The following is a 24,211-nucleotide window of genomic DNA, read 5'->3' on the forward strand; positions in this document are numbered from 1 at the left end:
CCGGGCGTGTCAGCGCCGGTCGGCCGCCGATCCAGGGACGCCGAGGGTGTCGCCCTCGACGAGTTCGCAGGGCAGGAGCCGTTGCTGGAGGCCGCCGGCGCTGCCGTCGATGACGCCGGTCAGCACCTCGACGGCCTGGCGGCCCATCTCCTCGCGCGGGATGCGGAACCCGGTGAACGTGATGTCGGTGGGCACCGGGACGGTCGGGTCGCCGAGTGTCACGACGGACAGGCCACCGGGCACCGTCAGTCCCTTGCGGCGGGCGGCCGACTCCAGCGCGACAGCGGTGGCGAAGTCCTCCACGAAGGCGACGGTGCTGCCGTCGGCCCGCAGGTCGTCCACTGTGGCGTCGGCGGTCTCCGCCGTCGCGGTGATCTGGCGGGCGCTCTCCGCGCCGGCCGCGCCGGCGTGGAAACCGCTGCGCCGGTCGTGCGAGGACTCGGCCGCGGTGCCCATGCCCACGTACGTCAGGCGCCGGTGCCCCAGGTCCAGCGCCCGCTCCGCCAGCCGGTGGACCGCGCTGGCGTAGTCGGCGCCGACGTAGGGCACCGGCCCGCCGGCGTCGTCGCGGCGCCCGACGGCGACGTAGGGGAACCCGTCGCGGTTGAGCCGGAGCAGCTCCGCGCCGTCGATCTCCCGGCCGAGCAGGATGCATCCGTCGGCCAGCCGCAGCCGGTTGTCCTGGTGGAAGATGCGCCGCCGGCCGTCCACCACTGGGGCGCTGGTGAACAGCAGCAGGTCGCAGCCGACCCGTTCGGCGTACTCCTCGATGCCGAGCAGGAACGGGTGGAAGAAGTCCCGGCTGCCGCTGGGGAAGGCCGGCTCGTAGGTGAAGACGCCGATGATCCGGTTGAACCCGGAGGCGAGGCGGCGGGCGGCCGGGTCGGCGGCGTACCCCGTCTCGGCGATGACCTGCAACACCCGGTCCCGTGTCTCCGGCGCGATCCGGACGTCGGCGTCGGTGCGGTTGTTGAGCACCAGCGACACGGTCGCCTGGCTGACGCCGGCCATTCGCGCGATGTCACGCTGGGTGACACGCCTGGGGGGAGGGGTCACGTCGGTCCTTCCACTTCCGCTAATGCGTATTAGCGATCGGGTCGGGATGGAGCCTCTCTGCTGTCCCGGCGTCCTGTCAAGGGGTGGCCGGAAGATTTCCGTTCGATGAACTCCCTGGAGTAATGCGCATTAGTGGCCGCGCTCGACTCTCTCCGGCGGCTGTTCGGGCGGGGATCTTGACAAGGGTCGACCGGGCGAGCGACAGTAGGCGGACCTCGGCACTAATGCGCATTAGCGTGTCGTCGATCGTCCGCCCGGGCGATCGACGATGCCTGCTTCCCTACCCAGAGTGATGCTGGGTGGCCCCTTCCTGCTGCCACCCCGGGCGCTACCGTTCCCATGGGACGGTCGTGGCGCCGTCCGCACGGGGGAGGGGACAACGTGGGCACCACTGTCGCTCGTCATCTCGCCGGAGCCACGGCGGCCTGGCTCGTCGTCGTCGCGGAGGCGGTCGCCGGTTACCTCGGCCTGCTGGCGTACGCGCTGGTCACCGGCGCCGACCCGGGTGGCCCGCTGGCCGGGCCGCTGCTGGTGCTGATCGCGGCGCTGCTCGGCGTGGCCGCGCTGCCGCTGCTGTTCGCGCCGGCCGTCGCGCTCGGTGCGGCGGCGGGTCGGCGGCGGACCGGTCCGGCGCTCGCGTTCGCCGGGCTCGTCGCGGTCGTGCTGGCCGCCGGGTACGCAGCCGCGGTGGCGGTCGCCACGGACGTGCCCGGCGCCCGGGTGCCGCTGGTGGCCGGGATCGCCGCACTGCTGGTCCTCCCGCCGACGGTGGCGTACGCGCTCACCGCCCGCGGCGTGGGCTGGACCGCCCGCCTGATCCGGCGCCGGACGGCCACCGCCCGCCCGGTACGCGCCGAGGCGGGCTGACCTACACCTGGATGTCGAAGCGCTGCAGCACCGACGGGGCGACCAGCCCCACCGCGGCCAGCACGGCCAGGATCGTCATCGCGGTGCGCAGCACCACCGTCTCGGCCTTGCTGCCGGTACGCAGGGCGATCTTGTTGGGCAGGCCGATCATCGTCCACATCCGGCGTTTGATCGGGATGGGCCACAGGATCGGCACCCCGGCCCGGGTGATCATGTCGCCGAGGATGTGCACGAAACAGCCCACGCCGACGGCGAGCCCGATCATCGGATAGCCCCGGTCGCCGGGCAGGTTGGCGAACGTGAACCAGGCCGCGGCGGCGGACACCAGCGTGACCACCACCCAGCCGGCGCGCTCGGCCCACTGGTCGAACAGCCCGCGCAGCGCCAGGCCGATCATGAAGAAGAGGATGCCGACCACCGCCCACTTGCCGTAGTGGGCGCAGAGCGCGGTGGTGCCCCAGCCGACGAGCACGGTGAACGGGATGGTGTGGGTCAGCGTGCGGTGCCCGTTGTTGCGGCGGGGATCCTTGCTGAGCTTGGTGGCGTAGTAGACGCCGAGCGAGATCTTCTCCATCACCTCGGCGACGAAGAGGCTGACCACACCGAACGTGCGGGCCACGGTGGCGCCGCCCTGGTTGCGGGTGACCTTCCCGGACAGGTCGAGGTCGGGGAAGAGCGCCCCACCGGCGCAGACCGCGGTGCCCACCGCCAGGGCCAGCGGTGTCTGGTGGTAGTCCGCGAACTGGGCCATCGCCCAGGAGCCGGTCAGCCACGCCGCCGCGCCCGAGAGCGCGTGGGACGGTCCCATCATCTCGGCTCGCCCTTCCCGAAGATCTTGATCCAGAAAACTACGCCACTGTAGTCAGCCCGTGTGACAGCGGGGCATCAGCCGGACGGTCCACTGGGGAAGGCGCGCCGCGGCCGCCGCATCAGCCCGCGGTACGGGTGGGCCGGACCGTGCCGAGGCTCGCGCGGATGACGGCGAACTGTTTCGAGGCGGCGGGCCAGTCGGCGTCGGAGGTGGTCCAGCCGAGCGTCCAGCCGGCCCGTACGCCGGGCAGGACACGCAACGCGCGCATCCGTTCCCCGTAGGGCGCGGTCCAGCGGCACTCCCACGCCGCGCCGGGACCGTCGGACTCCAGCCGGACCTTCTGGTAATGCGGCAGCCGGCCGGCCGAGGTCAGATCCCGCTCGGACGACTTCAGCCGGCCCACCGGATCACCGCCCGGGTACGGCTCGACGCCCAGGATGCGCCGCGTCTCCGGGTCCTGGAAGCAGGTGGTGTCGCCGGAGCGCAGTTGCAGCCAGCCGGCGGGCAGGGCGATGCGGAAGCCGCCGGTGTCGGCGGGCCAGACCCAGCCGGTCGGAACGGTCACCGGCGGGTCGTCCGGTGGCGGCCCCTTGCGGACCGGCGTGCCGGCCACGTCGGGCCGGACGCAGGGGAACGGCGGAGGCGGCACGCCCGGCCCGGGCGGGCGGTCCCAGGGGCGGGCGACGGCCTCGGTGGAACTGCCCGCCTGCGGCGTCTCGTCGCGACCACTGGTGATCGCCAGCGCGGTGCCCACACCCGTCACCACGGCCAGCAGCACGGCTCCCAGCACCAGTCCCCAGCGGTGCAGCGGGTTCCCGTCCCCGGAGGTGAGCGGGGGATCGGCGGGGCGGGGTACCCCGGCGGGCCGGGGCGGGGCGGGATGTACCGCGCCGCTGTCGACCGGTCCGCTGTGGGCGACCGGCGGAGGCTTGGCGACCGGCGCGGCGCCGTGGCCGACGATGTGCACCGGGCTGAGGGCGTCGGCGCGGGGCGCCGACTCGGGGCCGGCCGGGCTGCCCGGGTCGACGAAGCTGGTGAGGACGGTGGGGCCGAGGCTGATCGGACCCGGGCGGGCCGGCCCGCTCCGGCGCGGGTCCGGGGTCGCGTCCGGGGCGCCCTGCTCCGGCTCACCCGTGCGGCCTCGCTCCGGGTCACCGGCGCGGCTCCGCTCCGGGTCACCGGTCCGGGCGCGGCCCGGTGGCGCCGCCCGGCCCACCGCTGCCGAGCGACCGACCGCACCCGAGCCGCCGACCGCACCCGAGCCGCCGACCGCACCCGAGCCATCGGCCGCACCCGAGCCATCGGCCGCGGCCGGGCCGCCGATGACACCCGAGCCGCCGACCGCACCCGAGCCGCCGTTCGCGTCCGGACGGCTGATCGCATCCGACCGGCTGCCCGGGGACTGGGGACCGCCTGCGTCCACGCGCCCGACCGCCCCCGAGCCGCCGGCCGGGGACGACGTCCTCCCTGCCTCCGCGCGGGCGGCCGGGACGGAGCGCCCGGCTGTACCGGAGGGACCGGCCGGACCAGCCGCGCCGGCCGCGTCCCCGGATGGTGGCGCGCGGTCGCCCTCGGCGGGCGGGGCCCACTCGCTGCGCTTCGCCGCCCGGCTCCACGCGCGGGCGGCGGCGGCCGGCGGCATCAGGTCCGGGTAGATGCCGCCCGGAGCCGCCGGGTTCCCCGGTGACCCCGGCTCGTCACCCGCCGGGACGTCGGCATCGCGGCCGCCGGCCGGCCGGTCGGACGACGCAGCGGTGGTACGGCCCGCAGAGCCGGCGGCCTCCGCGTCGGCCTCCGACACCGCGGCGACGCCGAGCAGGCGGGCCGTCTCGCGGTGCCCCAGGCGGGTACGCGGATCGCGCCGCAGCAGCCCGGCCAGCACCGGCGCCAGCGGGCCGGCGTGCGGGGCCGGGTCGGGCGGCCGGGTGGCGAGCGCGGCGAGCGTGGCCATCGCGGTGCTGCGGGCGTACGGGGAGCGGCCCTCCACCGCGGCGTGCAGCGTGGCGCCGAGCGACCACATGTCCGCCTCGACGCTCGACACGCCCTCGGCGGCCCGCTCCGGTGCGACGTACTGGGGGGAGCCGAGGACCAGGCCGGGCCGGGTCATCGCGCCGTCGCCGCCCTGGAACACGGCCAGCCCGAAGTCGGTGAGCAGCACCCGCCCGTCCCGGGCCAGCAGCACGTTCGCGGGCTTCACGTCCCGGTGCAGCACCCCGGCGTCGTGTGCGGCGCGCAGCGCGGCGAGCACCGACAGGCCGATCTCGGCGGCGCGGCCGGGCGGCAGCGGCCCGTCGGTCTCGATGATCTCCTGGAGCGAGCGCGACGGGACGTACTCCATGATCAGCCAGGGTTCGCCCTGGACCCGGACCACGTCGTAGACCCGCACCACGTTGGGGTGGTTGAGCCGCGCGGACGTCCGCGCCTCGCGCAGCGTACGCGCGCGCAGCTCGTCCTGCTCGTTCTCGGCGAGCCAGTTCGGCGGCACGACCTGCTTCACCGCGACCTCGCGTTGCAGCTCCTCGTCGCGCGCCCGCCAGACCTGGCCCATCCCGCCGCGGCCGACCAGTTCGAGCAGGCGGTACCGCCCGGCGATCACTACCTCCTGCACCGCACTCCTCACCGCTGGTCAGTGGTCCACAATAGCCAACGGATCGGACGGTACCTATCGCATGTCAGCGCGTCCTGCTCCTAACTCGCCGCGCCGGCGAGCAGGTTCCCCTCCGGGACGGCGATCGGGGACCGGTCACCGGCCAGCAGGGCGGTGGCCCGGCGGGTCTGGAACGCGTCGTGGTCGCGGCGGGCGGTGGCGTAGGCGGCGGCGGTCCGGGCGGCGATCGCCGACCAGGTGTAGCGCCGGCTGACCATGGTCCGGGCCTTGCGCGCCACCCGCCGGGCGAAGACCTCGTCGCCGAGCAGCCGGTCGACGGCGCCGGCCAGCGCGTCCGGGTCGCCGTGCGGGAACGTCACCCCCGTGACGCCGGGTTCGACGATCTCGGCCAGCCCGCCGGTACGCGCCACAGCGAGCGGTGCTCCGGCCGCAGCCGCCTCCAGCGCGATCATGCCGAACGGCTCGTAGAGGCTGGGGATCACCGTGGCGTCGGTGGCGGCGAGCACCGCGGGAAGCTGGGTGGCGTCCATGAAACCGGCGAACCGGACCGTGTCTCCCACGTGCAGCCGCCGCGCCTGGTCGACCAGCTCGTCGCGGTACGGCCCGTCCCCGGCGATCACCACCCGCAGGCCGGGGTGCCGCTTCGCCAGGTGCGGCACGGCGTGCACGAGGTGCTGCACGCCCTTCTCGTAGACCAGCCGGCCGGCGTACCCGACGAGCGGCCCGCCCGCGGCGAAGCGCGCCCGGGCGGAGGCGACCGCGTGCGGCCGCGCCCGCCAGGCCCGGTCGTCGACGCCGTTGGCGACCACGTCGATGCGTCCGGCCGGCACGCCGAACAGCCGGGCCACCTGGTCACGCATGTACCCGGAGCAGGCGATCACCCGGCCGGAGGCGTTGCTCAGCCAGTGCTCGACGCCGTGGATGGTGCGGTTCATCTCCTCCGGCAGCCAGCCCTGGTGCCGGCCCGCCTCGGTGGCGTGGATGGTGGTCACCAGCGGCACGTCCAGGTGCTCGGCCAGCGTGACGGCGGTGTGTGCGACCAGCCAGTCGTGGGCGTGGATCACGTCGTAGGTGCCGGACGAGGCGGCGCGCAGCGCGGCCCGGGTGAGCGTGTGGTTGAACGCCATCGTCCAGGCCAGCAGCGAATCGGTGGCGAGCGGGAACCGGACCGGATCCTCGGCGGCCCGGACGATGCGGACGCCGTCGGCGTACTCCTCCAGGGGAGCGCCCTCGGCGTGGCGGGTGACGACCGTGACCTCGTGCCCGGCGGCGGCAAGTGCCACTGACAGCGCGTGGACGTGGCGGCCGAGGCCACCGACGAGCACCGGCGGGTACTCCCAGGAGAGCAGCAGCAACCGCAGGCGCCGGGCGGGCTGGATGTCGATCACTTCGGCGTCAGCTGACACGCGGCCCCCTTTGAGTTGTGGCGTCCCCACCCCGGCGGCGTCGCCGCGGTGCCGGGTGGGGTCGCCGCCCATCCTGCCGAGGGGTCGATAACCGGCGGCGACGCGCCGGTTGCCGGTCTGTAACGCGTTACCGGCGCATCCGCCGAGCGCGTAGCAGCTCGGCCACCGACCACGCCTGGAACGGGCATCCGGTGGCCGCGTGCGGCGCCGCGCCGTCGGCTGTCTCGCTCACCGAGCCCAGGCCGTCCTCGGCGAGGTGGCCCACGAGCCCCACCAGCAGGTCGTCGGTGGGCAGCCCGGCCCGGCGGTACGCGTCCAGCAGCGGCCCGGTCAGCCACGGCCAGACGGTGCCCTGGTGGTACGCGGAGTCCCGCTCGGCGGGCCCGCCCCGGTGCCGTCCGGTGTAGCCGGGGGAGTCCGGGGCGAGGCTGCGCGGTCCGAGCGGGGTGAACAGCGCCTCGGTGATCCGTCGTAGCGTGGCCTCGTCCGGCTCCAGCGGGGCGTGCGGAAGGGACCAGGCGAGCAGCTGGTTGGGACGCAGCAGGTCGTCGTCGTGGTGCGCGGCCCCGCCGAGCGGGTACGCGGGCGCCGGGGCGTCGACCACGTCGTGCAGCCAGCCGGCCGGGGCGGGGAACCGCTCCCGGAATGCGGTGGTGGCCCGGTGGTGCAGGGCGTGCAGCCCGGCGGCGTCGCGTCCGGCCAGCTCGGTCAGCTCGGCGAGCCCGGCCAGCCCGTTGATCCACAGCGCGTTGACCTCGACCGGCTTGCCGGTACGCGGGGTCACCGGCACCCCGTACACCCGGGCGTCCATCCAGGTGAGCGCCACGTCCGGCGGGCCGCCCTGGGCCAGCAGCCCGTCGGCCGGGTCGACGCCGATGCCGTACCGGGTGCCCGCCACGTGCGCCTCGACCACGCCGTGCAGCGCGGGCAGCAGCTCGTCGCCCAGGTCGGTGTCGCCGGTGACTGTGACGTGCCGGTGCACCGCGTGCAGGAACCACAGCGTCGCGTCGACGGTGTTGTACTCGACCCGGCCGGTGTCGGCCGTGTTCGCCAGCATGCCCTCGTTCAGCGTGGCCGCGTACGCCCGCAGCAGGTCCCGGCCCTCGTCGGCCCGGTTCGTGCACAGGAACAGGCCCTCGTAGGAGATCATCGTGTCCCGCGACCAGGCCCCGAACCAGGGGTAGCCGGCGACCACGTCGGGGCCGGTGGCGGTGCGCACCACGAACGCGTCGGCGGCCAGCGCGAGCGTCGCCTCGACCGCGTCGCCGGGGTCCGCCGCCGCGACCACCGCACGGCTGCGCCGCCGGGCCGCCTCGACCACCGCGGTCGCCGGTGGCGGCTCCTCGGCCAGCTCGTCCGCCCATGCCAGCACCGACACGGTCGCGCCCGGCTCGTCGAGCGCGCCGGTGAACCGGCCCGCGTACCAGAGGTCCTCGTCCGGGTGCAGGCCGCGCTCGGCCTCCGTCCGGTGGCGCACCCCGTGCCACCACTGCCCCTCCGGGGTCCAGTCCGGCCCGGCCAGGCGGTACGCGCCGTCGATCACCGCGCCGCCGGCCGCCGGTTCCAGCCGGGGCGCCGGGCCGTCGGCGCGCCGCTCGCCGTGCGCGTCGCGCCACGTGCAGGCCGCGGCCAGGTCCAGCCGCACCGGGCCGCCGGAGATCAGCCGGTGCACCACCGCCACGCAGGAACGGCCGTACGTCATGGCGATCTCCCGCTCGATCACCACGTCGCCGATGCGCCAGCGCCAGCGGGGCACCCCGTCGGCCAGGTCGAAGCGCTCCAGCAGCTCGAAGCCGCGCGGGTCGACCACGCCGGAGGACCACTCGTGCGCGCCGAGGCGGACCTGCCGCCCCGACGGCAGTGTGACCGCCGGGTCGAGGCTCACGAGTCCCACCTTGCGGGACGCCGGCGTGTCCCCGGCCACCACGAGCAGCCCGTGATACCGGCGGGTACGCAGTCCGGCGACGGTGCCCATGGCGTACCCGCCGCGCCCGTCCGTGACCAGCCATTCCCGCGCGGCGGCGGCGGACAGCTCGCCGCAGACCCGCGGCCCGAAACGGATGTCGATCAACTTTCCTCCACCGGCAGCGAGGTGTGACATGCCACGGCGACAATGGCCGCTGTGGAGATGTACCCCGGCGGCGTCGAAGATGTGCCAGTGATCACCGACCGGTCGACCTCCGCGTCCCCCGACCCCGAGCGGCACCGGCTCGCCCAGGCCGACGCCGGGGAGCAGGACTGGCGCGCATGGGGCCCCTATCTGTCCGAGCGGGCGTGGGGGACGGTTCGGGAGGACTACAGCGAACACGGCACGGCGTGGGACTACTTCCCCCACGACCACGCGCGGTCCCGAGCGTACCGGTGGAACGAGGACGGCATGGCGGGCGTCTGCGACGACCGGCAGACGTTCTGCTTCGCGCTCGCGCTGTGGAACGGGCGCGACCCGATCCTCAAGGAGCGGATGTTCGGCCTCGGCGGCGACGGCGGCAACCACGGGGAGGACGTCAAGGAGTACTGGTGGTACCTCGACAGCACGCCGACGCACTCCTTCATGCGCTGGCGCTACCACTACCCGCAGGCCGCCTTCCCGTACGACGAGCTGGTCGCGGTGAACGCGCTGCGCGGCCGGGACGACACCGAGTACGAGCTGGTGGACACCGGCATCTTCGACGACGACAGGTACTGGGCGGTGACTGTCGACTACGCCAAGGCGTCGCCGACGGACATGTGCGTGCTGGTCACAGTGGCGAACCGGGGCGACGAGGACGCGACGCTGCATGTGCTGCCGACGCTGTGGTTCCGCAACACCTGGGCGTGGGGCCTGCCGGGCACCGACCGGATGCCGAAGCTGACCGGCGAGGAGGCCGGGGAGCGGGGCGGCGCCCGGCTCGTCGGTGACCACTGGGTGCTCGGCCAGATCCTGCTGGAGGGCGACGGCGACCCGGTGCCGCTGCTGTGCGACAACGAGACCAACGCCGAGCGGCTGTGGGGGCTGCCCGGGCGGTCGGCGTACCCGAAGGACGGCATCAACGACCACGTCGTGGCCGGCGCGGCCACCGTCAACCCGGACCGCACCGGCACCAAGGGCGCGCTGCACTACGTGCTGGACGTACCGGCGGGCGAGCAGCGGCAGATCCGGCTGCGGCTGACCCGTACCGCGCCGCCGCCGGCCGCCGCGCCACCCGCCCCGGCCGACCTGGGCGACGGGTTCGACACCGTGCTCTGGGCGCGCCGGGCCGAGGCGAACCGGTTCTTCGACAGCGTCATCCCGGCCGCCGCCACCGCCGACGAGGCCCTGGTCGCGCGCCAGGCCATCGCCGGGCTCATGTGGGGCAAGCAGTTCTACCACTTCGACGTCGAACGCTGGCTCGCCGGCGACCCCGGCTCCGCGCCCCCGCCGTCCGGCCGCCGGCACGGGCGCAACAGCGCCTGGTGGCACATGAACAGCTTCGACGTGATCTCCATGCCGGACCCGTGGGAGTACCCCTGGTACGCGGCCTGGGACCTGGCCTTCCACTGCGTCACCATCGCCCGGGTCGACCCGGGCTTCGCCAAGGAGCAGATCCTCCTGCTGCTGCGCGAGTGGTACCTGCACCCCAACGGGCAGATCCCGGCGTACGAGTGGGCGTTCGGGGACGTGAACCCGCCGGTGCACGCCTGGGCGGCGCTGAAGGTCTTCGAGATCGACGGCTCCCGGGATCACGAGTTCCTCGCCCGGGTGATGCACAAGCTGCTGCTCAACTTCACCTGGTGGGTCAACCGCAAGGACACCGGCGGCAACAACGTCTTCGAGGGCGGCTTCCTCGGGCTGGACAACGTCGGCCCGTTCGACCGCTCGGCCGCGCTGCCGGTCGCCGGGGTGCTGGAGCAGTCCGACGGCACCGGCTGGATGGCCATGTACGCGCTCAACCTGCTCGACATGGCGATCGTGCTGGCCGAGCACGATCGTGCGTACGTGGACACCGCCACCAAGTTCTTCGAGCACTTCGCGTACATCGCCGCCGCCGCGTACCACCAGGGGCTCTGGGACGCCGAGGACGCGTTCTTCTACGACGTGCTGCGCCTGGCCGACGGGACGAAGGTGCCGCTGAAGGTGCGCTCGGTGGTCGGGCTGCTGCCGCTCGCAGCCGTCACCCGGCTCACCGCCCGGACCATGCGCCGCCTGCCCGAGCTGGGCGCCCGGCTGCGCTGGTTCCTCACCAACCGCCCCGAGTACGCCGAGGTGATCGGCGCCCGCCGGATCGGGCCCGACGGCCGCCAGCAGCGGCTGCTGTCGATGGTCGCCCCGGACCAGGTGGTACGGCTGCTGGCCCGGATGCTCGACACCGACGAGTTCCTCTCCGAGTACGGGCTGCGCACGCTGTCCCGGGCCCACCTGGACAAGCCGTTCACCGTCACGCTCGGCGGGCAGGAGTTCAGCGTCGGCTACGAGCCGGCCGAGTCGACCAGCGGCCTGTTCGGCGGCAACTCCAACTGGCGCGGCCCGATCTGGATGCCGACGAACTTCCTGCTGATCAGCGCGCTGCGCGACTACGCCGCGTTCTTCGGCGACGACCTCCAGGTCGAGTACCCGACCCGGTCCGGCGTGAAGCGCACGCTCGACGAGATCGCCGACGACCTGTCCGCGCGGCTGATCTCGCTGTTCACCCGCGACGGCTGGGGACGGCGGCCGATCTACGGCGCCGCCCAGCTGTTCCAGACCCACCCGGACTGGCGCGACCTGATCTGCTTCCCGGAGTACTTCCACGGCGACAACGGCGCCGGCCTCGGCGCCTGGCACCAGACCGGGTGGACCGCGCTGGTCGCCGACCTGATCCTCACCTTGCGCCGCTGACGCGCGGGGCGCGACGGGAAGCCCCGCCGCGCCCCGCACGCTCACGGCAGCGGCAGGAACGCCAGCCGGGCGTGGTACTCGCCGGCCACCGTCACCGTGTCGCTGCCGACCCACAGACCCCGGTCGGTGGCGTACAGCTCGCCGGTGCCCACCCCGCGGTCCTTGGTCGGGTTCCAGGGCAGCGCCTTGCCCGTGGTCGGGTGGATCGCCCCGATGCCCGGCCGGGACACCGCGCCCGGACCGGCCGAGTTGCGGCCCTGCGGGTTGTCCAGCCAGCGCTGGTGGCCGCCGACGTAGACCGCCGCGCCGGTCACCGCCACCGACAGCAGCGTGTCGCCGCCGGTGTAGTTGGCCCAGGTGGGCTGCTTGCCGCCGGTGGCCGTACCGAACTCGAAGCGCGCCGCGGCGTCGCAGAGCGTGCCCGGGAACGCCGCGCCGGTGGTGACCACCGCGAACCAGGTGCCGTCCGGGGAGATGTCCACCCCGCGCAGGTACGACGGCATCGACCGCGCGCACTGCGGCTGGTAGCGGTCGGTGGCCCAGCCGGAGAGCGTGGCGCCCGCGGCGGACAGGTTCGCCACCGCGAGCTGGTGCCGGGCCACGCCCGCCACCGTGCTGAAGTTGCCGGCGAACACCAGCCGGGTGCCGTCGGCGGAGACGTCCAGCGCCTCGACCTTCACCGGCGCGGTGGCGCCGGAGGTGGTCTTGCGCGGCCCGGCCAGGTTCAGGTTGACCGACGCGTCGGCCGCCCCCGTGGTGGCGTTCACCGCCGCCAGGGCACGCCGGGTCACCCCGCCGACGGTCTGGAACGCGCCGCCGACGATCAGCCGGTTGCCGACCAGGCGTACGTCGTTCACCTGGTTGTTCAGCGCCGGCGTGGTGAAACCGGCGACCCGGGCGCCGGTGGCCGCGTCGATCCGGGCCAGCCGGGACGCCGCCGTGCCGTTGACAGTGGTGAACGCGCCGCCGATGTAGAGCGAGCGGCCGTCCGGCGCGGCGGCGAGCGCCTTGACCGCGCCGTTGACCTGCGGCCGGAACGTGGTGTCGATCCGGCCGGTGGTCGCGTCCAGCGCCACCAGCCGGGGCATCGCCAGCTGGGCCGACTGGCCGGCGTTGCGCACCTTGGTGAACGTGCCTGCCACGTACACGCGGTTGCCGATCTGGAGGATGCGGTGGACGGTGCCGTCCAGCGCGTGCGGCGTCCAGTCGACCGGGTTGGTGCCGACCACTGTGGTGTGTGAGGCGTTGACGGCCAGCGCCGGGGATCCCGGCAGCGCCGCGCCCGCGACGGCGAGCGTCGCGGCCACCGCGACGGCGGCGCGCCGCCGGCGCCGTCGTCCAGGTGGATGATCGGGTGAGATCGTCATGGCCGAAGCATGCCGTCGGACCAGGGATTCCGCAGTCGGGTAGCCGCCGGTAACGGGCCGCCGACCGGATAATCCGCGTGGCCCGTCCGGCGGTCGGACAGTACGGTGTGCGAGGTCCGCGAGGGGGAGGGGGACGCGATGCCGTCGCGCCGGGACGCCGCCGTGCTGGTCTTCGACGCCGACGACACGCTCTGGGAGAACAACGTCCTGTTCGAGCGCGTCATCGACGACTTCCTCACCTGGCTCGACCACCCCACGCTGGACCGGGCCCGGATCCGCGCGGTGCTCGACGACATCGAGCGCGCGAACGCCGTTGCGCACGGCTACGGCAGCAAGGTCTTCCTGCGCAGCCTCGGCGAGTGCCTGGAGAAGCTGCGCGAGCGTCCGGCCACCGCGCGGGAGCGCACCGAGATCGAGCAGCTCGCCGCGGCGCTGGTCGGGCACCAGGTGGAGCTGATGCCGGGCGTGGCCGAGACGCTCGACGACCTGGCCGGGCGGCACGAGCTGCTGCTGCTGACCAAGGGCGAGCGCGAGGAGCAGCAGCGCAAGCTGGACGCGTGCGGGCTGCTGCACCACTTCCGCGCCGCGCACATCGTGCCGGAGAAGGACGCGGACACCTACCGCTGGCTGGCCCGCGAGCACGCCTTCGACCCGGCCGCCGCCTGGATGATCGGCAACTCGCCGCGCTCGGACATCCTGCCCGCGCGGGCGGCCGGGATGAACGCGGTCTTCATCCCGAACGAGAACACGTGGGTCCTGGAGCACGACGAGCTGGACCCGTCCGACCAGCGGGTGATCCGGCTGGCCGCGTTCCCCGACCTGGTCCACCACTTCTGACCGGGCCGGTAACGTCCGGGACGTGCCGCTGACCTTCCCGTCGCACCTGGCGCCGGTGCTGCCGCTGAAGCTGTGGCGGCCGGGCTGGTTCGACGGGGTGGCGCTGTGCACCGGCGCGGTGGCGCCGGACGTCGCGTACCTGTTCACCGGCACGGCGCCGGCCCAGAACCTGCGCACGCACACGCTCGGCGGCCTGCTCTGGTGGTGCCTGCCGGTCGCTCTCGTGTACGCCTGGGTGGTGCGCCGCGTGATCGCCGGCATCGCGGTGCACCTGCCCGGGCAGCGGTTGTTCGGCTGGCCCTGGTACGCGAGCCTGGCCCGGGTACGCCACCCCTGGCAGGTCACCGTCTGCTCGGTGCTCATCGGCGCGTTCAGCCACGTGGCGTGGGACCGGGTCAGCGACAGCGAGCGGCTGCCCCGGCTGCTCGGCGTCACCGACTTCCACGCCGTGACCGGCGTGTACTGGTACCGGTTCGTGGACGTGGTGGCCGGTCTCGCCGGTGCACTGCTGGTGGTCGTCCTGGCCGTCTCCGAGGCCCGCTGCGGCGTGCGGACCGGTGGCGTACGCGAACCCGTGCCGGAGGCGAACCCGTTGGTGTTCTGGCGGGTGGCGCTGGCGGTCACCGGGCTCGGCGCGCTGCTGATGCCCGCGCTGCCGGCGGCCGGCGTCCCCGCCCCGGCGGGCGTCCGGGCGCTGCACGTGGCCGCGCTGGCGCTCGTCGCCGGGGCCGTCGCGGCCCGGACCGTCCCGCCGCGACCGGCCGGGCGCAGTCCGCGTCTCGAAGTCGAACAGCGCGAAACCGGCTGACCCCGTTACGCCGACATGCCGCAATTCGGCATAGACATCAATCACAAGCGCGGTCGCCGGTCATCGCTTGTCCGGCCTGCGCGGACGCGCCTAACCTGAGCCGGCGCCCACGTCTCGTCGGGGTGAGACGGGGGCGCACCGGAGTCCGGTGGTAAGAGCACCGTGGAGCTGAGTGCGGGCATACCGGCTCGCCGTGCGGAGCCCGGCGGAAGGCGTCGTGCCACGCCTGCCGCGTTCCCGCGGCGCAGACCGCTACCGAACCGGACGGCCGGGGTCAGGACCGGGGAGTTGCGGACCCGGTCCTGACCCGTCCGGCACCCCTCACCGCCGCCCGGATTGCCGGTGGGACACCTCTGGTGCGCGGGCCGGTCACGGAGCGACACTGAGTCATGACACCTCAGCGCGTACCGCTGCTCGCCGGCCTGGTCGTGCTGTTCGCGGCGGCCTGCACGGCGACCGGCCACGACGGCGCGTCCCCGGCGCCCACCCCGACGGTCGCGGCGGCGTCCGCGCCGGCCGGGACCGATGCGCCGGAAGCCACGCCCACCCCGCCCGTGCCGACCGAGGCGGCGTCGACCGCCGGATCCTGGCGCGTCACCTGGGGCTGGGCGGTGCCCGGCGGCCCCGCCCGGGTGAATCATCGGGTACGGGTGCCGGTCACCCCGCCGCCCGGGGAACCGCTGCCCGTCCTGGTGGCGGTCGACGTCGGCGACCACCCGGCGGAGGGGTTCAGCCGGATCACGTTCGCCTTCCGCGGACCCACACCGTCCTACGAGGTCGCCTACGTGCCGCAGGTGGTGACCGAGGGGCGTGGAGCACCGGTCGCGCTGCCCGGCACGGCGTACCTGTCGGTGCGTTTCGAGCCGGCCCAGGCGCACGACGCCCGCGGCGGCGGTACGGCGGACCTGCCACCGGCGGCCATCCGCTTCCCGACGCTGCGCGGATGGGCCGTGGCCGGCGACTTCGAGGGGCACCTCAGCTTCGGGCTCGGCCTGCGACCGCCCGAGGGCGGCCGGCTGCCGGTGCGGCTGGGGGAGGGTGACCGCCCGGACGGCACGCACGTCGTCTCGGTCGACGTGCGGCGGAGCTGACGCGGCCCGCACCGGCGGGACCGGTGCGGGCCGACGGGTCAGCGGTCGATGATGTTGTTGTTCTCGTCGATGCCGTGGGTACGCCAGTAGACGTCCCACTCGTCGTCGACGTGCTTCGGCACCTTGCCCTCCGGGTAGCGCACGTACGGCGGCGTCGGTTCCTCACCGTCCGGCACGCAGGAACTGCCGCCCTGCGGGCCGACCGCGATCACCGGGTACTCGTCGCTGCCGCAGATGCTCTGCCGCAGGGAACAACCGGTGGTCGCCATCAGCCCGGCCAGCCCGAGGACGGCAAGAACGACCATGATTCGAGTTCGCACGGGGAGAATTGTCGTCGCCGCGGACGGCCCCGCCATCGGTACGGGTACTCAATTCTCGTGACGTCGGTGACTCAGGTCAGCTCGCCCCGCACGATCGCCACCGCCACCCGGCAGAACTCGTCCATGTCCGGCTGGAAGCCGGCCGCGATGTCCGGGTGCAGGCCGGAGCGGGTCTCGTCGAGCAACCGACGGCAGACGTCCTCCACCGGCTCGCCCGCGTAGCCGGCCCGGACCCGGTCGGCGGCCGCCTGGAGGGCCGAGGTCAGCTGATCCTCAAGCGGGCCGCGCAGCTTCTGCTGCACAGGGTCGAGCCCGCTCGGATCGAGCGTGACGTGTGGCTCCGACATCGGCACTCCCTTCCTCGGCGTCCGCGGTACCCCACCGCGGACGTCGGTCAAACCATCGTCGGTACGGCCGACACCCGGACCCGATACGAGAAATCCTCCGCCGGCTCCTCGACGTACGACAGCCGGCGGATCTGCCGGTCGTCGGACCAGAGCGCGACGTCGACCAGCACCCCGAGGTGGGCGAGACCGATGCTGGAGACCCGCTTCTTGTCCTGGAGCACCGCGCACACGCCGCCCAGCAGCGTGCTGGCGTCGGAGGTACGGTGCCCGGGCGGACAGCGCAGGGTCAGGTCCACCTCGACCGGCCCGGTCAGCGGGGTCCACCCGGTGCGCTGGGCCGCCGTGCAGGCGGCCTGAAGCAGGGTGCGGACCCTCGTCGCCTGCCGGTGCCCGGCGGCGAAGATGGACAGGGCCTCGGTCTTGACCGGGGGCAGGCCGCTCACCTCGAACGTCAGGGCGAGAGCGCGGGTGTCCTGCACGACGGCACCTCCTCGGGGGAATCCTGCCCAACCGGGGAACGCGCGCACGGCACTTCCCGTCAGAACCAACCGATCGGGCGGGCGATGGGGGACGGCCGGAGGCGCATCGGCGTCGACGGCGACGCGCCGGCTACGGAGCCAGCCCCACGCTAGTGCAGGCCGCTGACGCTGGGTAGCCTCGCCGTTTCACTACGTGGGACGACGTGTCGATCGCCCCGGCCCGGTTCGTGCCGTCGCCGTCACATGTCCGTGATGTTTCGCTCCGTCGCAGGTCGGGCACGTTCAGCCGCACGACACGCCCGGGGCGTCGGGCGATCGGGCCGATGCCCCGGTCGTCTCGCCGTGCACCGGGGCGCGGCTCACTCCCCGGATCTTCGCCGAAGAGAGGGGGAGGGTGATGACGACAGTCCCCGACACGGCCGCACGGCGGCCGGCCGGACGCGCGGCGGCAGCGGCCGCCGCGCTCGCGTTGGTGGCCCCGCTGGCCGCCTGCGGATCCGGCGGCGACGGCGGCGTCCCCACGATCAACCTGTACTACCCGCCGGAGCAGAACCTGCAGAAGGTCGTCGACACCTGCAACACGCAGGCCCAGGGGCGGTACCGGATCGACTACCGGGTGCTGCCGCGCGAGGCCGACGAGCAGCGGGTGCAGATGGTGCGGCGGCTCGCCGCGCAGGACAACGGGATGGACGTGCTCGGCCTGGACGTCACGTGGACCCAGGAGTTCGCCAGCGCGAAGTGGATCCGGGAGTGGACCGGCCAGGACAAGGCCGAGGTCGAGCAGGGCACGCTGGGCGGCCCGCTGGACACCGCCCGGTACGAGGACAAGCTCTACGCCGCGCCCAAGAACACCAACGTGCAGCTGCTGTGGTACCGGTCCGACCTGGTGTCGCAGCCGCCGAAGACCTGGGACGAGATGATCTCGACCGCCCAGCAGCTCAAGGAGCAGGGCAAGCCGTACCAGGTGCTGACCATGGGCGCCCAGTACGAGGGCCTGGTGGTGCTCTACAACACGCTCGCCGAGAGCGCCGGCGGCAAGATCCTCAGTGACGACGGCAAGAAGGCGGAGATGGACGCCGGCGCGGTACGCGCGCTCGACCAGCTCAAGAAGTTCGCCACGTCGGGCGTGACCTCGCCGTCGTTCAGCAACGCGCTGGAGGACCCGGTGCGGCTGGAGTTCCAGTCCGGCAAGGGCGCGTTCCAGGTGAACTGGCCGTTCGTCTATCCGGCGCTCCAGGAGGCCAACCCCGAGCTGGCGAAGAACGTGAAGTGGGCCCGGGTGCCGGGCGTCGACCCGGGCACCCCCAGCAAGGTCACCATCGGCGGGGTCAACCTGGCGGTCAGCACCTACTCGAAGCACCCGGAGGAGTCGTTCGAGGCGGCCCGCTGCCTGCGTAACGCCGAGAACCAGAAGTTCTCCGCCGTCAACGACGGCGTGCCGCCCACCATCGAGGCCGTCTACGACGACCCGGAGATGACCGAGGCGTACCCGATGAAGGAGACCATCCTGGAGGAGCTGAAGGAGCCGGCGGTGCGGCCGCTGACCCCGGCGTACCAGAGCATCTCCACGGTGATGTCGGCGATCCTGTCGCCGCCGTCGGCGATCCGGCCCGAGCAGACCGCTGACGAGCTGCGCAAGGCGATCTCCGACGCGCTGGAGTCCAAGGGGGTTCTGCCATGAGCGTGAACGCCACCCCGGCCGGCGCGCAGGCCGCCGCCGAGGCCGAGGCCGAGCAGCCCGGCGGCCGGCACGCCGCCGTACCGGAGCAGCGGTCCCGGCGCGGCTCCCGCGCCCCGCTGAGTGACAACAAGCGCGCCGAGCGGCGCCTCGGCCTGCTGCTGTGCGCGCCGGCCGCGCTGGTCATGGTGCTGGTCACCGCGTACCCGATCCTGTACTCGGTCTGGCTGTCGCTGCAGCGTTTCGACCTGCGCTTCCCCGACGAGCGGGAGTTCGTCGGCCTGGAGAACTACGTCACCGTGCTGACGAACGACTTCTGGTGGACCGCGTTCGGGGTGACCGCGCTGATCACGGTGGTCACCGTCGCGGTCGAGCTGGTGCTCGGCATGGGCCTGGCGCTGATCATGCACCGGACGCTCGTCGGCCGCGGCATCGTCCGCACCGCGGCGCTGATCCCGTACGGCATCGTCACGGTGGTCGCGGCCTTCTCCTGGCGGTACGCCTGGACGCCCGGCACCGGCTACCTGGCGAACCTGTTCGACGGCAGCGCCCCGCTGACCGAGCGGGCCAGCTCGCTGGCGATCATCATGCTGGCGGAGATCTGGAAGACCACCCCGTTCATGGCGCTGCTGCTGATGGCCGGGCTGGCGCTGGTGCCGGAGGACCTGCTCAAGGCGGCCTCCACCGACGGCGCGACGGCGTGGCAGCGGTTCACCAAGGTGATGCTGCCGGTGATGAAGCCGGCCATCCTGGTCGCGCTGCTGTTCCGCACGCTCGACGCGTTCCGCGTCTTCGACAACATCTTCGTGCTCACCAACGGCGGCAACGAGACGTCGTCGGTGTCGATGCTCGCCTACAACAACCTGATCCGGGGCCTGAACCTCGGCATCGGCTCCACGATGTCGGTGCTGATCTTCATCACCGTGGCGATCATCGCCTTCGTGTTCGTGAAGCTGTTCGGCACCGCTGCCCCGGGCAGCGACGATGGGGAGAGGCGCTGACATGGCAGTGGAAACCACCACGCGGGCGAAGCTGCGCTGGGGCCTGCTGGACGTCGTGGTCGTCGTCTTCGCGCTGGTCCCCGTGCTCTGGATCGCCTCGCTGTCGTTCAAGACCCCGGCCACGCTCACCGACGGCAAGTTCTGGCCGCGGGAGTGGACGCTCGACAACTACCGGACCATCTTCGACACCGACCAGTTCGTCCGGGCCCTGGTCAACTCCATCGGCATCGCGCTGATCGCCACCGCGATCGCCGTGGTGCTCGGGACGATGGCCGCGTACGCGATCTCCCGGCTCGACTTCCCCGGCAAGAAGCTGCTGGTCGGAGTCTCGCTGCTGATCGCGATGTTCCCGCAGGTGTCGCTGGTGTCGCCGCTGTTCGAGATCGAGCGGCAGCTCGGGTTGTTCGACACCTGGCCCGGACTGATCCTGCCGTACATCACGTTCGCGCTGCCGCTGGCGATCTACACGCTGTCGGCGTTCTTCAAGCAGATCCCGTGGGACCTGGAGAAGGCGGCGAAGATGGACGGCGCCACCCAGGGACAGGCGTTCCGGCGGGTGATCGCCCCGCTGGCCGCGCCCGGCGTGTTCACCACGGCCATCCTGGTCTTCATCTTCTGCTGGAACGACTTCCTGTTCGCGATCACGCTCACCTCGACCGAGCGGTCCCGCACGGTTCCGGTGGCGCTGCAGTTCTTCACCGGCGAGTCGCAGTTCGAGGACCCCACCGGGGCGATCTGCGCCGCCGCCGTGGTGATCACCGTGCCGATCATCCTGTTCGTGCTCTTCTTCCAGCGCCGCATCGTCTCCGGTCTGACCTCCGGCGCAGTCAAGGGATAGGTGGTAGCAATGGCCGACATCGTGCTGGACAAGGTGAGCAAGCGGTTCCCGGACGGGACCACCGCCGTACAGGACGTCGACCTGGAGATCGCCGACGGCGAGTTCGTGATCCTGGTCGGCCCGTCCGGCTGCGGGAAGTCCACCACGCTCAACATGATCGCCGGGCTGGAGGACATCAGCTCCGGTGAGCTGCGCATCGGCGGCGAGCGGGTCAACGACAAGGCGCCCCGGGACCGCGACATCGCGATGGTCTTCCAGTCGTACGCGCTCTACCCGAACATGACCGTGCGGGAGAACATGGCGTTCCCGCTGCGGCTGGCGAAGATGGACAAGGAGACCATCAACCAAAAGGTCGACGAGGCGGCGAAGGTGCTGGAGCTGACCGCGCTGCTGGACCGCAGGCCGGCCAACCTGTCCGGCGGCCAGCGGCAGCGGGTGGCGATGGGACGGGCGATCGTCCGGCAGCCCAAGGCGTTCCTGATGGACGAGCCGCTGTCGAACCTGGACGCCAAGCTGCGGGTGCAGATGCGCACCGTGGTGTCGCGGCTCCAGAAGCAGCTCGGCACCACCACCGTCTACGTCACGCACGACCAGACCGAGGCGATGACGCTCGGCGACCGGGTGGTCATCATGCGGGGCGGGGCGGTGCAGCAGGTCGGGCCGCCGCAGGAGCTGTACGACCACCCGCGCAACCTCTTCGTCGCCGGGTTCATCGGCTCGCCCTCGATGAACTTCGTGCACGCCGTCGTGGAGGACGGCCGGCTGCGGACCGCGCTCGGTGACGTGCCGGTCGGCGACCGGATCCGCCGCGAGCTGGAAGGCGGCGACGCGCCCCGGGAGCTGATCCTGGGCATCCGCCCGGAGCACTTCGAGGACGCGGCGCTGATCGACGACGAGACCCGCCGCCGGGGCATGGAGTTCGAGGCGCCGGTGGACATCGTCGAGTCGATGGGCTCGGACAAGTACGTCTACTTCACCGTCGAGGGGGAGCGGGCCACCGCCGCCGAGCTGGAGGAGCTGGCCGCTGACACGGGTGCGGCGGACTTCGCCGGCGCCGGGTCGAACCTGGTCACCCGGCTGTCGGCGGAGTCGCCGGTACGCGAGGGCGAGTCGCGCCGGGTCTGGTTCAACCTGGAGAAGATCCACCTGTTCGACCCGGGCAGCGGGCGCAACCTGACGCTGCACGAGGGCCGCTCCGCCGGCGCGCTGGCCGACTGATCCGCCCCCGTCCCTCATCGGGCTGAGTGGAACGCCATGGGTGCTTCGGCACCGCTTTGACACCCATGGCGTTCCGCTCAGCGTGGGCGCGTCGCGGTTGGCGCGTGCCCGGTCCGCGGGGGCGTGGTCACCAGGAGTGGTGCAGCTCCAGGCTGAGGAAGCGGGCGTAAGCGGTGAGCGCGGCGTCCACCCGGGCGCGCAGCGCGGCGTCGAACGGCACGAGCTGCTGCACCTTCACCGTCACCGCCCTCGCGCCGAGCGTCCGCGTCCAGGTGCCGACCACGCGCCCGCCGCGCACCACAGTCGACCGGAACACCCCGTTGTTGCCCGGGACCACGGCGGCGGCGTGCGCCGGGTCGAGCATCAGCGAGCGGTCCTTGAAGCCGAGCAGGTATTCGTCGAAGCCGGGCAGCGTGTGCAGGTCGTCGACCGGCGCGCGGGGCGCGTCGAGCAGCGCGGTGTCGACCACTGCCGGCTCGCCGTCGACCTCGACCGGGGCGAGCAGGTCACCGGCCAGCGTGATCGCCCGGGTCGCGTCGGTGACGGTCAGGCCGGTCCAGCGGGCCAGCTCGTGCCGGCTCACCGGGCCGTGGCCGCGTACGAAGCGGTGCGCCAGCAACGCCAGCGCCTCGTCCCGCTCCGGGCGGTGCGGCTCGGGCGCCCACTCGTCGAGCAGCGCGAACGTCTGCTCGGTGCCGACGTGCGGGGCGATGCAGGTGACGCCGCGCAGGCTGGTGAACAAGAGCAGGTGGTAGCCGCGCTGATCGCCCGTGTCCAGCCCGGCGGCGCGCAACGCGGCAACGCATCGGGCGCGGGTGAGCCGGCCGCCCCCGGTCAGCGCCGCGCCCAGCACGTCACAGGCCCGCTCGCCGTCGGCGACGGTCAGCCCGAGCTGCCGCCACCGACCGGCGATGCCCACAAGCGTCCGCGCCCCGGTCAGCTCCAGCATCCACCGCGCGTCGCGCGCCGGGACCAGGTGCACGGTGCCGCGCATCGGCCAGGTACGCAGCGCCTCGCGCCGCTCCAGCGCCGCGCGGACGTCGTCCTGGGTGGCGCCGGGAAGGCGTACGCCGAGCGACCACAGCCCGCTCGCCGCGTCCTGCGCCTGCATGGCGCCGAACCACTCGACCACGTCGGCGACGCCCTGCGGGCGGGTGGTGGGGTGCGGGCGCAACAGCAGGCCGGTCATGCGCAGCGCGAGCGCCTCGGCGCGGTTGAGGCGTACGGTCACGGGCGTCAGCGTAGGCCCGGGGTACGACAACGCCCCTGATCGCGCTGCGCCGGCGGCGCTGCCGACACCAGCGCGATCCCCCGTTCAGGTTCCCGGCGCGGGGGCGGCCGCTGCGGCCGGCGCCGGTTCGACCAGCATCCCGTGTGAGCTGGGCCGGTACAGCGGTTGCCGGCGGAACTTGCGCAAATCTTGAGCCGGCTCAGTCCAGGCGCCGGTACATGACCAGCAGATCGACGTACCCCCGGGTGGGGTGCCGGAAGCCCTCCGGCACCCGGCCGATCACCTCGAAGCCCAGCGACCGCCACAGCTCGACGGCCCGTGTGTTCGTGGCCACCACGGCGTTGAACTGCATGGCGCGGTAGCCGTCGGCCCGGGCCGCGTCGAGCACGTACGCCGCCAGCGCCCGGCCGACGCCGCGCCCGGCGGCGGCCGGGGCGACCATGAACGAGGCGTTCGCCACGTGGTCGCCGGGACCGCCCTGGTTGGGCGCCAGCTTGGCCGAGCCGAGCACCGCGCCGTCCGGCGCCACCGCGACCACCGTCCGCGCCGGCGGGGCCGGCATCCAGAGCCTGCGGGCCTGCTGCTTTGTGACGTCCCGGGGCCAGGTGTACGTCTCGCCGGCCGCCACGATCGCACGCAGGAACGGCCAGATCAGCGGCCAGTCGGCCGGCGTGGCGGTGCGGATCTCCACCCGGAGAGCATGCCACGCCCGGAGTTTGACGGAACAAGTAACGGGTAGTCGCCGGAGCTGACCCGAAACGAGGAGGGAACGTCTGATGGATGGCCAGGTCAAGGTCGCGGTGATCTATTACAGCGCGACCGGCATCACCTACCAGATGGCGCAGGCGGCGGTCGAGGCGGCGGGCGAGGCCGGCGCCGAGGTGCGTCTGCGCAAGGTACGTGAGCTGGCGCCCGACGAGGCGATCCGCTCCAACTCCGGCTGGCAGGCGCACCGGCTGGAGACCCAGGACGTGATGGAGGCGCAGCCGGACGACCTGTCCTGGGCCGACGTGGTCATCATGGGTTCGCCGACCCGGTACGGCATGATCGCCGCCCAGCTCAAGCAGTTCATCGACACCACCGGCCCGCTCTGGGCAGCGGGCGCGCTCGCCGACAAGGTCTACAGCGGGTTCACCTCGACCGCGACGTTGCACGGCGGCCAGGAGGCGACGCTGCTGTCGCTGTACACGGTCTTCTACCACTGGGGCGGCATCGTGGTGACCCCCGGCTACACCGACCCGAGCCAGTTCGTCGCCGGCAACCCGTACGGCGCCTCGCACACCAGCAACAACGGTGAGGTCGCACCGGACCACGTGGCACTGGCGGCCACCGCGCTCACCGCCAAGCGGGCCGTGCTGATGGGCGCCGCGCTGAAGCGGGGCATGGCCGGCTGACCCGACTGGCGACCGGTGGC

Annotated in this window: 21 protein-coding genes; 10 read left to right on the forward strand and 11 right to left on the reverse strand. The window is 73.3% G+C overall.

Annotated elements, in window-relative coordinates; translation table 11 throughout:
• Positions 1-9: 9 nt before the first annotated feature.
• Entirely contained in the window at positions 10-1,056 is a 1,047-nt protein-coding gene (locus ML5_RS20475; RefSeq protein WP_013287324.1) for a LacI family DNA-binding transcriptional regulator, read from the reverse strand.
• 381 nt (positions 1,057-1,437) lie between these two features.
• On the opposite strand from ML5_RS20475, the gene ML5_RS20480 reads away from it, so the two are divergent.
• A complete protein-coding gene (locus ML5_RS20480) occupies positions 1,438-1,923 on the forward strand; it encodes a hypothetical protein (RefSeq protein ID WP_013475972.1) in 486 nt (161 codons plus the stop codon).
• A 1-nt stretch (position 1,924) separates the two neighbouring features.
• On the opposite strand, the gene ML5_RS20485 is transcribed toward ML5_RS20480, so the two are convergent.
• The 4 genes from ML5_RS20485 to ML5_RS20500 form a co-directional block, all read right to left on the reverse strand.
• On the reverse strand, positions 1,925-2,734 hold the full coding sequence (locus ML5_RS20485) for a metal-dependent hydrolase (protein ID WP_013287322.1): 810 nt from the start codon (positions 2,732-2,734) through the stop codon (positions 1,925-1,927).
• Positions 2,735-2,852: 118 nt separating this feature from the next.
• On the reverse strand, positions 2,853-5,342 hold the full coding sequence (locus ML5_RS20490; protein ID WP_013475973.1) for a serine/threonine protein kinase: 2,490 nt from the start codon (positions 5,340-5,342) through the stop codon (positions 2,853-2,855).
• Between the two features lie 80 nt (positions 5,343-5,422).
• A complete protein-coding gene (locus tag ML5_RS20495; protein ID WP_236619242.1) occupies positions 5,423-6,748 on the reverse strand; it encodes a glycosyltransferase family 4 protein in 1,326 nt (441 codons plus the stop codon).
• 127 nt (positions 6,749-6,875) lie between these two features.
• Positions 6,876-8,819, reverse strand: a complete 1,944-nt coding sequence (locus ML5_RS20500; protein WP_013475975.1) for an amylo-alpha-1,6-glucosidase — start codon at positions 8,817-8,819, stop codon at positions 6,876-6,878.
• A 42-nt stretch (positions 8,820-8,861) separates the two neighbouring features.
• On the opposite strand from ML5_RS20500, the gene ML5_RS20505 reads away from it, so the two are divergent.
• Entirely contained in the window at positions 8,862-11,582 is a 2,721-nt protein-coding gene (locus tag ML5_RS20505) for a glucosidase (protein WP_013287318.1), read from the forward strand.
• 41 nt (positions 11,583-11,623) lie between these two features.
• Here the strand turns inward: ML5_RS20505 and ML5_RS20510 are convergent, their stop codons facing one another.
• Complete coding sequence (locus tag ML5_RS20510; RefSeq protein ID WP_236619243.1) at positions 11,624-12,949, reverse strand: hypothetical protein; 1,326 nt, start codon at positions 12,947-12,949, stop codon at positions 11,624-11,626.
• 138 nt (positions 12,950-13,087) lie between these two features.
• On the opposite strand from ML5_RS20510, the gene ML5_RS20515 reads away from it, so the two are divergent.
• The 3 genes from ML5_RS20515 (at position 13,088) to ML5_RS20525 (ending at position 15,685) form a co-directional block, all read left to right on the forward strand.
• Complete coding sequence (locus ML5_RS20515; protein ID WP_013475977.1) at positions 13,088-13,786, forward strand: HAD family hydrolase; 699 nt, start codon at positions 13,088-13,090, stop codon at positions 13,784-13,786.
• 22 nt (positions 13,787-13,808) lie between these two features.
• Positions 13,809-14,594 (forward strand): DUF4184 family protein, encoded by a 786-nt coding sequence (locus tag ML5_RS20520; RefSeq protein ID WP_013475978.1) that lies wholly within the window; start codon positions 13,809-13,811, stop codon positions 14,592-14,594.
• Between the two features lie 389 nt (positions 14,595-14,983).
• The gene (locus tag ML5_RS20525) at positions 14,984-15,685 is read left to right on the forward strand and encodes a hypothetical protein (RefSeq protein ID WP_013475979.1); all 702 of its coding nucleotides are present in this window, start codon (positions 14,984-14,986) and stop codon (positions 15,683-15,685) included.
• Positions 15,686-15,723: 38 nt separating this feature from the next.
• Here ML5_RS20525 and ML5_RS20530 read toward each other — a convergent pair whose 3' ends face one another.
• The 3 genes from ML5_RS20530 to ML5_RS20540 form a co-directional block, all read right to left on the reverse strand.
• Complete coding sequence (locus ML5_RS20530) at positions 15,724-16,005, reverse strand: SCO0607 family lipoprotein (protein ID WP_225319692.1); 282 nt, start codon at positions 16,003-16,005, stop codon at positions 15,724-15,726.
• Between the two features lie 71 nt (positions 16,006-16,076).
• On the reverse strand, positions 16,077-16,352 hold the full coding sequence (locus tag ML5_RS20535) for a hypothetical protein (protein WP_013287312.1): 276 nt from the start codon (positions 16,350-16,352) through the stop codon (positions 16,077-16,079).
• Positions 16,353-16,399: 47 nt separating this feature from the next.
• Positions 16,400-16,831, reverse strand: a complete 432-nt coding sequence (locus ML5_RS20540) for a hypothetical protein (RefSeq protein WP_013287311.1) — start codon at positions 16,829-16,831, stop codon at positions 16,400-16,402.
• Positions 16,832-17,228: 397 nt separating this feature from the next.
• Between ML5_RS20540 and ML5_RS20545 the strand changes: the two genes are divergently transcribed.
• From ML5_RS20545 to ML5_RS20560, 4 genes are read left to right on the forward strand one after another with little or no spacing between them, the layout of a single operon-like run.
• Positions 17,229-18,512: an ABC transporter substrate-binding protein gene (locus tag ML5_RS20545; protein ID WP_013475981.1), complete on the forward strand. Its 1,284-nt coding sequence runs from the start codon at positions 17,229-17,231 to the stop codon at positions 18,510-18,512.
• Positions 18,509-19,510 (forward strand): carbohydrate ABC transporter permease, encoded by a 1,002-nt coding sequence (locus tag ML5_RS20550; protein WP_013287309.1) that lies wholly within the window; start codon positions 18,509-18,511, stop codon positions 19,508-19,510. Before ML5_RS20545 ends, ML5_RS20550 begins: the two co-directional genes overlap by 4 nt.
• A gap of 1 nt (position 19,511) precedes the next feature.
• Positions 19,512-20,348 carry a carbohydrate ABC transporter permease gene (locus ML5_RS20555; RefSeq protein WP_013287308.1) on the forward strand — a complete coding sequence of 279 codons (837 nt, stop codon included), beginning with the start codon at positions 19,512-19,514 and terminating at the stop codon, positions 20,346-20,348.
• A gap of 9 nt (positions 20,349-20,357) precedes the next feature.
• Complete coding sequence (locus ML5_RS20560) at positions 20,358-21,566, forward strand: ABC transporter ATP-binding protein (protein ID WP_013287307.1); 1,209 nt, start codon at positions 20,358-20,360, stop codon at positions 21,564-21,566.
• Positions 21,567-21,693: 127 nt separating this feature from the next.
• Here the strand turns inward: ML5_RS20560 and ML5_RS20565 are convergent, their stop codons facing one another.
• Both ML5_RS20565 and ML5_RS20570 read right to left on the reverse strand, forming a co-directional pair.
• Positions 21,694-22,797 (reverse strand): winged helix DNA-binding domain-containing protein, encoded by a 1,104-nt coding sequence (locus ML5_RS20565; RefSeq protein ID WP_013475982.1) that lies wholly within the window; start codon positions 22,795-22,797, stop codon positions 21,694-21,696.
• Positions 22,798-22,996: 199 nt separating this feature from the next.
• Positions 22,997-23,488, reverse strand: coding sequence for a GNAT family N-acetyltransferase (locus ML5_RS20570; RefSeq protein ID WP_013475983.1), 492 nt, complete (start codon positions 23,486-23,488; stop codon positions 22,997-22,999).
• A gap of 85 nt (positions 23,489-23,573) precedes the next feature.
• On the opposite strand from ML5_RS20570, the gene wrbA reads away from it, so the two are divergent.
• Positions 23,574-24,191, forward strand: coding sequence for an NAD(P)H:quinone oxidoreductase (gene wrbA, locus ML5_RS20575; RefSeq protein ID WP_013287304.1), 618 nt, complete (start codon positions 23,574-23,576; stop codon positions 24,189-24,191).
• Positions 24,192-24,211 lie beyond the last annotated feature (20 nt).

This window comes from Micromonospora sp. L5 (assembly GCF_000177655.2).
Taxonomy (GTDB): Bacteria; Actinomycetota; Actinomycetes; order Mycobacteriales; family Micromonosporaceae; genus Micromonospora; species Micromonospora aurantiaca.